This is a genomic window from Phyllobacterium sp. YR531, from assembly GCF_000282595.1.
GTDB lineage: Bacteria > Pseudomonadota > Alphaproteobacteria > Rhizobiales > Rhizobiaceae > Phyllobacterium.
On the sequence record NZ_AKIZ01000015.1, the window covers coordinates 48,861 to 61,645 of the forward strand.

15 protein-coding genes are annotated in these 12,785 nt (G+C 52.5%); 7 read left to right on the top strand and 8 right to left on the bottom strand.

Annotated features, from left to right (window positions below; all coding sequences use genetic code 11):
• Window positions 1-11: 11 nt before the first annotated feature.
• The gene (locus tag PMI41_RS06385; RefSeq protein ID WP_008122982.1) at window positions 12-653 is read right to left on the bottom strand and encodes a PAS domain-containing protein; all 642 of its coding nucleotides are present in this window, start codon (window positions 651-653) and stop codon (window positions 12-14) included.
• A 296-nt stretch (window positions 654-949) separates the two neighbouring features.
• On the opposite strand from PMI41_RS06385, the gene PMI41_RS06390 reads away from it, so the two are divergent.
• Window positions 950-1,657 (top strand): rhomboid family intramembrane serine protease, encoded by a 708-nt coding sequence (locus PMI41_RS06390; RefSeq protein WP_008122984.1) that lies wholly within the window; start codon window positions 950-952, stop codon window positions 1,655-1,657.
• Window positions 1,658-1,878: 221 nt separating this feature from the next.
• Complete coding sequence (locus PMI41_RS06395) at window positions 1,879-2,310, top strand: CBS domain-containing protein (protein WP_008122986.1); 432 nt, start codon at window positions 1,879-1,881, stop codon at window positions 2,308-2,310.
• Window position 2,311: 1 nt separating this feature from the next.
• Here PMI41_RS06395 and PMI41_RS06400 read toward each other — a convergent pair whose 3' ends face one another.
• The 3 genes from PMI41_RS06400 to folE form a co-directional block, all read right to left on the bottom strand.
• Window positions 2,312-3,283 (bottom strand): patatin family protein, encoded by a 972-nt coding sequence (locus PMI41_RS06400; RefSeq protein WP_008122989.1) that lies wholly within the window; start codon window positions 3,281-3,283, stop codon window positions 2,312-2,314.
• A 145-nt stretch (window positions 3,284-3,428) separates the two neighbouring features.
• Window positions 3,429-3,842, bottom strand: a complete 414-nt coding sequence (gene hisI, locus PMI41_RS06405) for a phosphoribosyl-AMP cyclohydrolase (protein WP_008122990.1) — start codon at window positions 3,840-3,842, stop codon at window positions 3,429-3,431.
• Window positions 3,843-3,848: 6 nt separating this feature from the next.
• Window positions 3,849-4,475: a GTP cyclohydrolase I FolE gene (folE, locus tag PMI41_RS06410; protein WP_008122992.1), complete on the bottom strand. Its 627-nt coding sequence runs from the start codon at window positions 4,473-4,475 to the stop codon at window positions 3,849-3,851.
• 256 nt (window positions 4,476-4,731) lie between these two features.
• On the opposite strand from folE, the gene PMI41_RS06415 reads away from it, so the two are divergent.
• Window positions 4,732-5,178: an iron-sulfur cluster assembly scaffold protein gene (locus tag PMI41_RS06415; protein ID WP_008122994.1), complete on the top strand. Its 447-nt coding sequence runs from the start codon at window positions 4,732-4,734 to the stop codon at window positions 5,176-5,178.
• Between the two features lie 4 nt (window positions 5,179-5,182).
• Window positions 5,183-5,545 carry a membrane protein insertion efficiency factor YidD gene (yidD, locus tag PMI41_RS24590; RefSeq protein WP_081497109.1) on the top strand — a complete coding sequence of 121 codons (363 nt, stop codon included), beginning with the start codon at window positions 5,183-5,185 and terminating at the stop codon, window positions 5,543-5,545.
• A gap of 27 nt (window positions 5,546-5,572) precedes the next feature.
• Here the strand turns inward: yidD and PMI41_RS06420 are convergent, their stop codons facing one another.
• Window positions 5,573-7,348 carry a glucan ABC transporter ATP-binding protein/ permease gene (locus PMI41_RS06420; protein WP_008122995.1) on the bottom strand — a complete coding sequence of 592 codons (1,776 nt, stop codon included), beginning with the start codon at window positions 7,346-7,348 and terminating at the stop codon, window positions 5,573-5,575.
• A gap of 199 nt (window positions 7,349-7,547) precedes the next feature.
• Between PMI41_RS06420 and crcB the strand changes: the two genes are divergently transcribed.
• The 3 genes from crcB to PMI41_RS06435 all read left to right on the top strand — a co-directional run bounded on the left by crcB (window position 7,548) and on the right by PMI41_RS06435 (window position 9,839).
• Complete coding sequence (gene crcB, locus PMI41_RS06425; protein ID WP_008122996.1) at window positions 7,548-7,925, top strand: fluoride efflux transporter CrcB; 378 nt, start codon at window positions 7,548-7,550, stop codon at window positions 7,923-7,925.
• Window positions 7,926-8,046: 121 nt separating this feature from the next.
• The gene (locus tag PMI41_RS06430) at window positions 8,047-9,033 is read left to right on the top strand and encodes an RluA family pseudouridine synthase (protein WP_008122997.1); all 987 of its coding nucleotides are present in this window, start codon (window positions 8,047-8,049) and stop codon (window positions 9,031-9,033) included.
• Between the two features lie 14 nt (window positions 9,034-9,047).
• Window positions 9,048-9,839 carry an ATP12 family protein gene (locus PMI41_RS06435; RefSeq protein WP_040854010.1) on the top strand — a complete coding sequence of 264 codons (792 nt, stop codon included), beginning with the start codon at window positions 9,048-9,050 and terminating at the stop codon, window positions 9,837-9,839.
• Between the two features lie 84 nt (window positions 9,840-9,923).
• On the opposite strand, the gene glnA is transcribed toward PMI41_RS06435, so the two are convergent.
• The 3 genes from glnA to PMI41_RS06450 all read right to left on the bottom strand — a co-directional run bounded on the left by glnA (window position 9,924) and on the right by PMI41_RS06450 (window position 12,777).
• Complete coding sequence (gene glnA, locus PMI41_RS06440; RefSeq protein WP_008122999.1) at window positions 9,924-11,333, bottom strand: type I glutamate--ammonia ligase; 1,410 nt, start codon at window positions 11,331-11,333, stop codon at window positions 9,924-9,926.
• A gap of 62 nt (window positions 11,334-11,395) precedes the next feature.
• Window positions 11,396-11,734: a P-II family nitrogen regulator gene (locus PMI41_RS06445; RefSeq protein ID WP_008123000.1), complete on the bottom strand. Its 339-nt coding sequence runs from the start codon at window positions 11,732-11,734 to the stop codon at window positions 11,396-11,398.
• A 242-nt stretch (window positions 11,735-11,976) separates the two neighbouring features.
• Window positions 11,977-12,777 (bottom strand): DUF72 domain-containing protein, encoded by an 801-nt coding sequence (locus tag PMI41_RS06450; RefSeq protein WP_008123001.1) that lies wholly within the window; start codon window positions 12,775-12,777, stop codon window positions 11,977-11,979.
• Between the last annotated feature and the right edge of the window lie 8 nt (window positions 12,778-12,785).

Genomic DNA, 12,785 nt, shown 5'->3' on the forward strand with positions numbered 1-12,785 from the left:
AATTCTCAGCGTCACGATAATGGTTTCACGTCTGTTTTGGCCTGCTTTGATGATTTTCCGCCTTCGAGCAATCGAAGATGATCCGCCTTTTTACCTATAATGGTATGAATGGCGCTTTTCGGGCTTTGTAACGTTCGCGATACGACTTGGTCACGGCTGATCCGGCGGGAATCCAATGTTGCGATTGAGCGTATGCTGTTTTCGATAATGGAATCCGATTCCAACCAAAATGGCTGGCCAAGTGAAACAATCATACCCAACATGAATTGCTCAGATGCTTCGCTGGCCAAGGGCAACAATGTGAACTCAAACAACGACAGGCGTTCGCGCACACTCATGCCCTCGGCATTTATGCTGACGGGTTTTTTCCCAGCCAGGGAATTTGCAATAAGCCCGGAGATATGGCGGCGGTCTTCTGTTTGCCAAAGCGTACCGAAAGGCGAGTCCTTCAGTTCGCGGCCGTGAATCGAGCAAATGCGGGTTCCTGCAAGTCGGAACTTGGCTTCACCGCCAGCGCTGGCTTGAAGGATGAATATATCAGCCAATTGGCGAGAAATGGCAGCTGGCGCAATCTCGGCGCGCTCAGGCGCAGCGCGCGTTCCACGCAGCTGCTCCCAATAGGCAATAAGCTCGTGCGATTTTCCAGGCTGCATATATCCGTTTGTCCGATCAGGATGTGGGCGGACTGTGTCACCGACCGGATATCAACGCCATGTTTGATGTGCTCGTGTCCACCGCGGCGGGCTGTTAGGGTTAACAAGTGGTTTACGTTGTGGTGCTGCAAGGAATGTGAGACAACAATCTACGAGATTTCATACCTGACCTTAAATTTGGGGCCGTCCGTCACCGGGCGGCCTTCTTTCTTTTTAACTACCCAGTTCAGTTCCGGCCTTGGCGCGAGAAGCGTAAGTCGCTAGCTTGCCCAAATGCAATTGAGGCCGATACAGCAATGACCGAACCAGAATATACCCGGAGCAGATCGTCGGGCGGTGAACCCATATTCAACATTCCAGGCATTATTCTTGTAGCTATCGGCATATGCATCGCCGTTTTCGTGTACGAAACCTATGTTCTGACTGGTGTGCAGGCGGTAGAGTTTCTTTGGAATTATGCGTTTATTCCCGCGCGCTTTTCCCAATCCGGAGCTGAAATGCCAGCGCTGGCTTGGTTTACCAGCATTTCCTACTCATTCATGCACGGAAGCGTGGCCCATATTGCGCTGAACATGATTTGGCTCGCAGCATTCGGTTCACCACTGGCTGCCCGCATTGGACCGTTGCGCACGACATTGTTCTGGTTTGTTACGTCCATAGCCGCCGCTCTGACCCATTACGCAATCTATCCTGACAGTATGTCGCCATTGGTCGGTGCATCTGGTGCCGTTTCCGGCATGATGGGTGCGGCAGCCCGATTCGGATTTCGCCGCTCGACATCACGCAATTCGGCGGCCTTTATGGGAGACATACTTCCTATCGGCGTTGCGCTGCGCATGCGTACGGTATTGACCTTCCTCGGTGTCTGGTTTGTTACCAATATCGTCACAGGGCTTTTATCGCTTGGAGCAGAAAGTTCGGCTTCCATTGCGTGGGAAGCGCACATAGGCGGCTTTGTGATAGGTTTCTTTGGGATATCGCTGTTCGACCGGCGCAGTGCCTGACATTTGACAGGCATTGCCAACCTGGAAAAATATGCAGAAAATCAATCAGGTGGGACGAGTTGTTGAAATCACATTCAGCGAAAATCTCCTTCGCAACGGTCATTATTCAAGGCCAGCATGTAATTGCAATGCAGGTGCAATAGGTGCAACATAAGCACGATGAGTTAGACTGCTTAGGCATCGGGGGAGATGCAGCGGTCGAACATGCAAGGAGGATGCACATGACAGTCAGATTGATTCTTGAACGCAAGGGCTATGACGTTTTCAGCACAAATCCTGATATGACGCTGGCTGATGCGATCACGGTTTTGGCAAAGTATAAAATCGGTGCGATTGTTGTTTGCGATGATAACAAAGCCATCAAGGGAATCTTGTCGGAACGCGATGTCGTTCGAGCCATTGCTGCTGACGGCGCTGATGCTTTGTGGAAGCCGATTTCGGAGATCATGACAATCAAGGTCAAGGTCTGCACCGAAAACCACACAATCAACCAAGTCATGGAAACGATGACCCAGGGCCGCTTCCGCCATCTCCCGGTTGAAAAAGACGGACGCCTGCACGGTATTGTATCAATTGGTGACGTTGTGAAGTTGCGTATCGAAGAGGTAGAGCGCGAGTCACAGGAAATCCGCAGCTACATCGCTACGGCTTGAGCTAAAACACCAGCTTTTGCATGCGCTCAAGCTCGCCGAGGCGGGCCATCGTCTCTTCATACCCGCTTCGGATCGCTTCATCGGCGCGATGAAACTCGGCAAGTCCGATGGTGCCAACCTTTGGCAGCAATGCGATATCCGGCGGATCGCCCGCCATGCGTGCGCGTGAAATACGGTCCTGAATAATATTGAACGATTCCATCATCACTCCGGTGATGCCGAGGCGCTTCGAATAGGCCGCGCGGCGCGAACCGGAGCCCTCAACGTCACCTGCCTGTGGATGCGGGGCTTCTGCCGCATGTTTGATGACTGCGGCGCGGCCAAACTGGTCATAATGCAGGTTCACGGCAACGACCAATGGCTGCTCATATGACCGGCAAACGGCGACCGGAACCGGGTTCACCAATGCACCATCGACAAGGATGCGGCCATTGCATTCAACTGGTTCGAACACACCGGGTAGGGCATAGGATGCCCGCATGGAGGTGATAAGGCTGCCACGGGTCAACCAGATTTCGTGGCCAGTATTGATTTCAGTGCAAACAGCAATGAAGCGCTTTGGTAGATCTTCGATTGATAGCTCTTCGAGATGTTCGCGAAGCCGGCGATCCAGCTTCATACCGCCAAACAGTCCGTTGCCACCAAAACGCAGATCAAGCAGGCTGAAAATACCGCGCTTGGTGAGACTGCGCGCAAACTCTTCAAGCTGATCGAGTTTTCCGCCAAGGTAACAGCCGCCGACAAGCGCGCCAATTGACGTTCCGGCAATCATCGAAATTTCGATACCTGCTTCGTCGAGTGCGCGCAGCACGCCAATATGAGCCCAACCGCGCGCGGCACCGCCACCAAGAGCGAGCGCTATCGGTGTCTTGCTTTGAACGGGCCGTTCAGTTGCTGCGATTTTCTCATCGGAACCATTGCTGATACCTATCGATTCCGCCGCACGTGTCCGGCGCGATGCCCATTCGAGCATGGCATAAACTCCTAGAGTCGTGGACTTTCACTCAATTCCGATTGTGGTAACCAAAAGCTGAATATTGCGTGAATAACAGTTCTTAGCTGACCAATGAAACGCGACTACAAACGTCGAAAACGGCGGATGCGAGGCATCGCTTCACCTAAAACTTCATTACCAGTGATGGCTTTCCATCTTTTGCAACGACGTTGCGATAAAAACACGACCTGCGTCCGGTATGACAAGTCGGTCCATCACCGGCAACTCTAACCTTGAGCCACAGTGCATCCTGATCACAATCCGTACCCAACTCGACAACGGTCTGCAGATTTCCGGAGGTTTCGCCCTTCTTCCACAGCGACTTGCGGGATCGCGACCAGTAATGTGCAATCCCGGTTTCAATGGTCAACTGCAAAGCCTGAGCGTTCATATGCGCAACCATAAGCAGTTCACCATCCCGCGCATCGGTCACGACAGCCGTTATCAGTCCGGCAGCGTCAAACCGCGGGCTGAAAACCGTGCCTTCTTCGATATCATGATCATGATTTGAGGCAGCAGAAAGGGACGTATCCGTCATTTTCTATCAGCGGCCTCGCACCATGGTCATAAAGCGAACCTGATCATTCACTTCATTCCTAAACGAGCCGGTAAATGTCGTGGTGGTTGTCAAGGAACCCGACTTGCGGATACCGCGCATCGCCATGCACATGTGCTCGGCTTCGATCATGACGGCGACACCACGTGGGCGAAGTGAATCCTGTATCGAACTGGCGATCTGGGCCGTCATGCTTTCCTGCGTTTGCAGGCGGTGCGCAAAAATATCAACAACACGGGCGATCTTGGAAAGGCCGACAACCTTTTCACCATCCGGAAGATAGGCAACATGTGCCTTTCCAATGATTGGAACCATGTGATGTTCGCAATGGGAAAAGAATGGAATGTCCTGAATGAGAACCATATCCTCATAGCCAGCAACTTCCTCGAATGTCCGGCCAAGAACGTCGGCGGGATCGAGAGCATAGCCGGAAAACAATTCCTTGTAGGATTTTACCACACGCTCAGGCGTATCGAGCAGGCCCTCGCGGTCGGGATTATCTCCCGCCCAAAGCAACAGCGTGCGTACCGCTGCTTCTGCTTCTTCCTGAGTTGGACGGCGAACATTATTTTGCTTTGCAGTTGCTGACTGCAAGTTCTTCACTACCGCATCCATCGCGATCTCCCGTAGTCGCCCTCAAAGGAGCGACGAGTTAAACGGCAATACACGATAATCGTTCCAGTGCCGGAACAGACGGTGTATTGAAGCATAAGCAGACTAATCATCCGCCCGGTAGACATACATCCCATCGCGAAATTAATCTATGCGACTTTATGTGTGCCTGCTCAGATACTATATAGGTAGTCTATAGGGAATTCATAGAGCATCAAACGGCGAGTTGTGACGCGTTTAAGATGAAGACTGGCAAATCATGATCAATGATGTTTACAATACGCGAATTCTGGAATTTGCCGGCAATATTCAGCGTCTAGGGCGTCTTGAAGCGCCCGATGCGTCTGCGAAAGCTCATTCAAAACTATGTGGTTCGACTGTCATCGTTGATCTCAAGGTGGAAAATGGCGTCGTTTCCGATTTTGCTCACGATGTTAAAGCATGTGCCCTGGGGCAGGCCTCGTCTTCAATCATGGCGCGCCATGTTGTTGGTGCAACGCCTGAAGAACTTCGAGCACTGCAGCTGACCATGTTGCGTATGCTGAAAGAAAATGGCGCGCCGCCTGAAGGGCGCTTCGAGGAATTGAAATTTCTCGAACCTGTGCGGGATTATAAGGCGCGGCACAATTCTACCATGCTCACCTTCGATGCCGTGGTTGATTGCCTTGATCAGATCGACAGGAAAAACGCAGAAGCCGCAGCCTGATTTTATGTGTAATGACCCAGCGCATAAGCATAAGGTAAAATATTCCCGTAATTGGGGTGGCCCATGGCGCAAGACTCCGGGGCGCGTGCTTGGGACAGGGCTGGTCCGCCTCTATCAATTGACACTATCGGGATTTATCGGGAACTCGTGCAGGCATCTGCCGACATGCTCGGAATACACCTATGAAGCGATTGCGCGCCATGGCTTATGGGCTGGTGGCTGGATGGGGTTATTTCGCTTTGCCCGGTGTGGTCCGGGTGGCACCAGTGGGTTGGACCCGGTGCCCGTCACACTTTCAGGGCGTTTTGTCTGGTATTTGCCTTGGCGCTACTGGAGCATAGCGTCAAAAGAAAAAGGCCGCTCATGAGCGGCCTTTTGTTTAATCGCTAACCTTTCAAGCCGCTGCCGGCTTGCGTGGGAATGGCGTTACATTCGCTGTATCGTCATCAAGCTTCAGGCCACCGGCTTTAAGCAGCGAAGTGAAGCGGCCGTTCTGGCGCGCCAGATCATCAAAGCTACCTGATTCAACAACTTCACCCTGATCCATGAACAATACTAGATCGGCGTCACGTACGGTCGACAAACGGTGAGCAATGATGAACGTCGTACGGTTCTGGCAAAGCTTATCAACCGCTACTTTCACGCGGGCTTCAGTTTCAACGTCCAAGGCGCTTGTAGCCTCATCCAGAACAAGGATAGGGGCATCCTTGAGGATGGCGCGGGCAATAGCGACGCGCTGACGCTCACCACCGGACAGCTGCGAACCGCGCTCACCGACAACAGTGTCGTAACCAGCAGACTTTGACAGGATGAAGTCGCTTGCATCGGCAGCTTCAGCCGCAGCAAACACATCCTCATCTGTAGCCTTCGGACGGCCAACGCGAATATTGTCTTCAATCGTGCGGTTGAACATACCCGCATCCTGAAACACGGTCGCAATGGCATTGCGCAGTGAACGGCGGCTGATTGTCTTCGTGTCGATGTCATCAACAAGAATGCGGCCTTCCTTCGGGTCATAAACGCGCTGCAACAGATTGATCAGCGTCGTCTTACCGGCACCGGTAGGTCCGACAATGGCGACAGTTTCACCGGCCTTTGCCTTGAAGGTAACGTTCTTTAGGCCCTGCGTAGAGTTCGGGAACTCGAACGAAACATTCTGGAATTCCACGTCGCCAGTGACATTATCGATGTCATGCGCGGACTTCGGCTCAACAGCATAAGCTGCAGATTCTTCCATGGCATAGAAATCTTCAAGCTTGGCGCGGGCCGCGAAAATCTGATTCACGAAGGCGCTGAGCTGATCAAGACGACCAATTAGCAAGCCAGCAAAGCCTGTGAAGGCAACAACCTGACCAACGTTCATCTCGTCACGCATAACAAAGTAAGAACCAAGCAGCAGAACAACGATCATGGAAATGGTGGAAGCCATGCGATTGATACCGCTGGCCAACGCCCACCAGTTGAGAACCGGATACTGGGAGTCGAGCAGGTTTTTCGCATAGGTCTGCAATGCGCGAGTTTCTTCTTCAACACGGTTGTAGCTCTGCAATACCGAGATATTGCTCATTGAGTCACTTACGTGTGTGAAAGCTGTAATGTGGTGACGTTCTACCTGGGCCTGACCATCCTTTGTCTTGCTGGTAACAACACGCACAACCATCATATAGACTACGCCAAGCACGACGAGCACTGATGTCAAACGCCAGTCCTGGCTGAGTGCAAGCGGGAACAGCAGCACGAGGCCAACGGCAGTTGCCAGATGGGTGCGCATGAATTCCAGCCACAGGCCGAACAGCGTTTCGACGGCGCGCAGCAACGTGTGCAAAGCATTTGATGTGCCGCGCTGATGATGCCAAGCAAGGGGCATACTGATAACACGGTTGTAGGATTCCGTAAGGACAGCCAGCTTGCGGCGATGGGCGAGGCGGTCTGCTTCGCGGGAAACAAGCACATTCGCGCCGATATGGAAAAGGCCGACAGCAGCCAGCTGGCTGAGCGGAGGAATGATAGCTGTTTTTGTTGCGATGGCCTGAATCACCCGGCCGGCAAGCCATGGCTCAATGATCATGCTTGCAGCGAGCGCAATATTGGCGATGCATATAAACAAGGTCGCACGCTTTTCAGCGCCGAGATATTGGAGTGATCTCCAATAGATGTTTAACAATGACACTTTGCCACTCCGATTGCTTGGTCCGCTACTCACACGTAGAAATGACACTGCATCAGACTCTTGTGCACCGCAATATTCAATGCTCTAAAGTCTTGATTGTTCCCTATCACAGTTGGGAACATTTTTCTACGGCTCGTAACGTCCCGTGATGAGTCAACTTACTGAGATTGCAAATTAAACCAGCCGAACTGAATGTAACATGAACGCAATATTACTCGTCGCTTCCGGAGGTGCCATCGGTTCAGTCTTGAGATACCTGACCGGTATCCTCATGACACGTTTCTTTGGTGCAGCCTTTCCCTATGGTACCCTTGCGGTTAATGTGATCGGCGGATTGCTGATGGGGTTGTTTATTGAACTGCTGACGCGCCGCTTCGAGGGTTCGGAGGAACTGCGCTTGTTCGTGGCAATCGGTATTCTGGGCGGTTTCACGACTTTCTCTTCTTTCTCGCTGGATGTTGTGCTGCTTTGGCAGCGAGGCGAGGCGGCAAGTGCAGCATTTTACGTGCTGTTGAGCGTCGTATTGAGCATTGCTGCACTGTTTTTAGGATTATGGCTCGCAAGAACGGTCGCTTAATGCTAAGCGCTGCCGACAAGACCTTTATAACACCATAAATAATCATTCGATGCGATTTCCGCGTTTCAAACGCTTGAGGACACGCCGAATCTGAAGGTCTAAGATTAAAAGGCTTGAGCTGATGGCAGCGGTAGAACAAAAAACAGTTGATACGGGTGAGGCTGAAATGCGTCTCGACCGGTGGTTCAAAGTGCATTATCCGGGTCTCGGATTCGGACATTTGCAAAAATTGCTGCGTTCCGGCCAGATCCGTATCGACGGATCGCGTGCGAAATCCGATACGCGGCTTCAGGCCGGACAGACCGTTCGTATCCCGCCATTGCCGGTGGACTCCAAAGCTGAAGGGCATTTGACGGGCAAAAGCATACGTGGCCGTGACGATGGCGATGTTCTCAAGCAGATGCTGCTTTATGAAGATCCGAAAGTTTATGTCTTCAATAAGCCTGCCGGATTGGCAGTGCAGGGTGGTTCGGGTGTCAACAGACACGTTGATGACATGCTGGAAGCATGGCGTAACAAAAAGGGTGAAAAGCCCCGGCTTGTGCACAGACTGGACCGCGATACTTCCGGTGTTCTGGTGGTTGCGCGTACTCGTGGTGCGGCGCAGGCACTGACGGCTGCCTTCCGTGAACGCGAAACCAAGAAAACCTATTGGGCTCTGGTCAAGGGCATACCGCGCAAGCGCGAAGACAAGATCGCGACCTGGCTTGCCAAGGAAGCAACCGAAGATGGCGATCGTATGCGGGTGGTGCCTCACGGAGAGCCGGATTCGGACCACGCAATCTCCTATTACCGCGTTATAGAATCCGCCGGGCAGGTGCTGACCTGGCTGGAAATGGAGCCCTATACAGGGCGTACGCACCAGTTGCGTGTTCATGCCGCGCATATCGGGTGCCCGATTATCGGCGATCCCAAATATTTCGAAGCCGATACCAACTGGTCTTTCCCCGGCGGTATCCAGAATCGTTTGCATCTTCATGCAAGACGCATCCGCATACCAAACCCATCCGGCGGCATTATTGATGTTACAGCTCCACTGCCACCACATATGGTGCAGACATGGAACCTGTTGGGTCTGGACGAGAATGACGGAAACGAAGACAACTAAGTATGGGCTTTGATATGCGCGACGAACTTTTCAGCATGGACACAAAACAGGAGCTTACCGATCCGGACCCTGTTCGCCGTGCGCAAATCACCTCGAAGCTCCCGCTGCCAAAGCGCTTTTACAAGATAGCGGCGGTTGCGGAGCGTGAAGGACAGTTTGCCGTGGAACTGGATGGGCGCGGTGTAAAGACGCCTGCGCGTCAAAACCTGCTGCTTCCAACCCATGCGGCGGCGCAGATCATTGCAGATGAGTTTACTGCGCAGGAAAAGGAAATCGATCCATCGAGCATGCCTGCGACCCGTCTTGCCAATACGGCAATTGACGGCATCGTCAACGATCCGCAGGCGGTGCTTGAAGATGTGTTGCGGTTTGCTTCGTCGGATATGCTCTGCTATCGCGCTGGCTCACCGGAACGTCTGGTACAGCGGCAGACCGATGCGTGGGACCCGATTATCGACTGGGCAGCCACGGCGCTTAATGCACGCTTTGTTCTTGCAGAAGGTGTGATGCATGTGGAGCAACCGCGCGAAGCACTCGGCGCATTTGGTGTCCACCTTGGCGCTTTCACTGACCCTTTTGCAATTGCAGCGCTGCACACAATCACCACTTTGACGGGTTCGGCCATTCTCGCACTTGCGGTTGCGAAAGGCGAAGTTACTGGCGATGAAGCTTGGCAACTTGCCCATCTGGAAGAGGATTGGACGGCAGAACAATGGGGCGTAGACGCAGAGGCCGCGGCACGTCGTGCAGTTCGCGAGCGTGAAATGGCGGCTGCAGTGAAAATACTGGAAGCTGTTTCAGCTTAGAAGCCCAATATTTCCCATATCTATATAATACACAAACAAAAACCCCGGCTCGAGCCGGGGTTTTGCATTCCAGTTCAGATCAAATCAGACTGAGTAATACATGTCGTATTCGACTGGATGCGGGGTCATTTCGAAGCGCATCACTTCAGCCATCTTCAATTCGATGAATGAATCGATCTGGTCATCGTCAAACACACCACCAGCCTTGAGGAACGCACGATCCTTGTCGAGGCTCTGGAGAGCTTCACGCAGCGAAGCGCAAACGGTCGGGATCTTCTTGAGTTCCTTTGCAGGCAGATCATAAAGATCCTTATCCATTGGCTGACCAGGGTGAATCTTGTTCTTGATACCATCAAGACCGGCCATCAGCATGGCGGCAAAGCCGAGATATGGATTTGCTGTTGGATCGGGGAAGCGGATTTCAACGCGCTTGGACTTAGGCGACGAGCCGAATGGAATACGGCACGAAGCTGAGCGGTTGCGGGCAGAGTAAGCCAGCAAAACAGGAGCTTCATAGCCCGGGACCAGACGCTTGTACGAGTTGGTCGAGGGATTGGTGAAGGCGTTGATTGCCTTGGCATGTTTGATGATACCGCCAATGAAGAACAGGCAGCTTTCCGACAGACCGGCATATTCATTGCCTGCGAACGTTGGCTTGCCATCTTTCCAGATTGACATGTGAACGTGCATGCCCGAGCCGTTGTCGCCAAAAATCGGCTTCGGCATGAATGTAGCTGTCTTGCCATAGGCATTGGCAACCTGATGCACAACGTACTTGTAAATGAGCATCTTGTCGGCGTTACGTGTCAAATGATCGAACTTGATGCCGAGTTCGTGCTGAGCAGCAGCCACTTCGTGGTGGTGCTTTTCAACGCGCACGCCCATTTCGGTTAGAACAGTCAGCATTTCAGAACGCATGTCCTGCGCGCTATCGATTGGAGGAACAGGGAAGTACCCGCCCTTTACGCGTGGACGGTGACCAAGATTGCCTGTCTCATAATCGGTGTCATCGTTTGATGGCAGTTCGGTGGAGTCGAGTTTGAAGCCCGTATTGTACGGGTCAGCCTTGTACTTCACATCGTCGAACACGAAGAACTCAGCTTCCGGACCAACGAAAATCGTGTCGCCAACGCCTTCAGCCTTCATATAGGCTTCGGCTTTCTTGGCTGTGCCGCGCGGATCGCGATTATAGGATTCGCCGGAGACCGGATCGAGAATGTCGCACAGGATAACCATGGTCGACTGCGCAAAAAACGGGTCCATATGAACCGTATCTGTATCTGGCATCAGAACCATGTCGGATTCATTGATTGCCTTCCAGCCGGCAATAGATGAACCGTCGAACATGACGCCATCAGCGAACATATCTTCGTCGACTTCAGCGACATCCATCGTCACGTGCTGCAATTTGCCCTTGGGATCTGTAAAGCGCAGGTCGAGGAACTTTACGTCATTGTCCTTGATCTGCTTGAGAATATCATTTGCAGTCGTCATACTAATTTTCCTTATTAAGCACGATGATTGGGTGCCGGGTTCAGGGCCGGCGACGGGTCGGATTAGATGGCGTCGATGCCGGATTCACCGGTTCGGATGCGAACGACTTCTTCGATATTTGAAACGAAGATTTTGCCGTCGCCGATACGGCCGGTCTGTGCGGCCTTGCGAATTGCCTCTATTGCGGCCTCAACGGATTCGTCCCCGAGTACGATTTCCACTTTAACCTTCGGCAAAAAGTCGACAACATATTCTGCGCCACGATACAATTCCGTGTGACCCTTTTGACGGCCAAAGCCCTTGGCTTCCGTGACCGTGATGCCCTGAAGCCCCACTTCCTGCAGCGCTTCTTTCACCTCGTCCAGCTTGAACGGCTTGATGATGGCTTCGATTTTCTTCATCAGAGATCGATCTCCCTATATAACCGGCGGGCCTATGCCCGCTTGCCCATGATAAAAGCAGGAAGCGTGCCAATTCCATCGCTCTTGAAGAATATTTTTGAAACAGCAGTTTAAGCCTGCATTGGCGCAGAGAATATTATTCTAGAATGCCCCAAGCTGCCAGCAGGAGCGGGCGGAGAAGAATTGCAATGGCTAAAAATTATGCATTCTGCCGTATATTTAGGCAGATTGCGCGATGACCATCATTTAATTCGTTTGGCAAGTGCTTGGGCTGCCTGCGGAGCGCGCACTTTGCCTTCATGAATGAAGTAAACAAAAACATCGCGGGCACGCTTTTCCGGTTTCAGATTGGGGGCTGCCAATGGCAGATCATCGGGAACGCCGCCTTGAGACCAAAGCTGTGCCCGCTCGGCCCATTTGTCCAAGGCTTTGGCAGGATAGGCTGTTTCAATGTTGTCATCGCCTTTTTGCAGTCGGGCATAGACAAAATCAGATGTTACATCGGCAATTTCCGGGTAGTCGAAATGCTCAGCATAGACGACAGCGACATCCTTCTTTCGGGCCAGGGCAATAAAATCAGGGTCGATAAAAGAAGGATTGCGCACCTCGACAGCGTGACGAAGCGGCAGGCCCGCTTCTTTTCGGGGCAGAAGATCCAGGAAAGCACCAAAATCGTCAGCATCGAACTTTTTCGTCGGTGCAAACTGCCAGATAAGTGGCCCTAAACGATCACCAAGTTCGGCAAGTCCGGATTTGATAAACCTTTCCATGGATTCTCCAGCCTCCGCCAGCACTTTGCGATTGGTGACAAAGCGGTTGCCTTTGACGGAGAAAATGAAACCATCCGGCACCTGACCCGCCCATTTGGCAAAGGTTTCCGGCTTCTGAGTGCCATAATAGGTGCTGTTGATCTCTATGGTCTGGAGGTGCTGGCCCGCATAATTGAGCTCTTTAGCCTGTGCGAGACCTTTTGGATAAAAGGTTCCGCGCCAGGGTTCAAAAATCCAACCACCGATACCCGCCCGAATGGTTCCTTCACTCATCGTTCCCT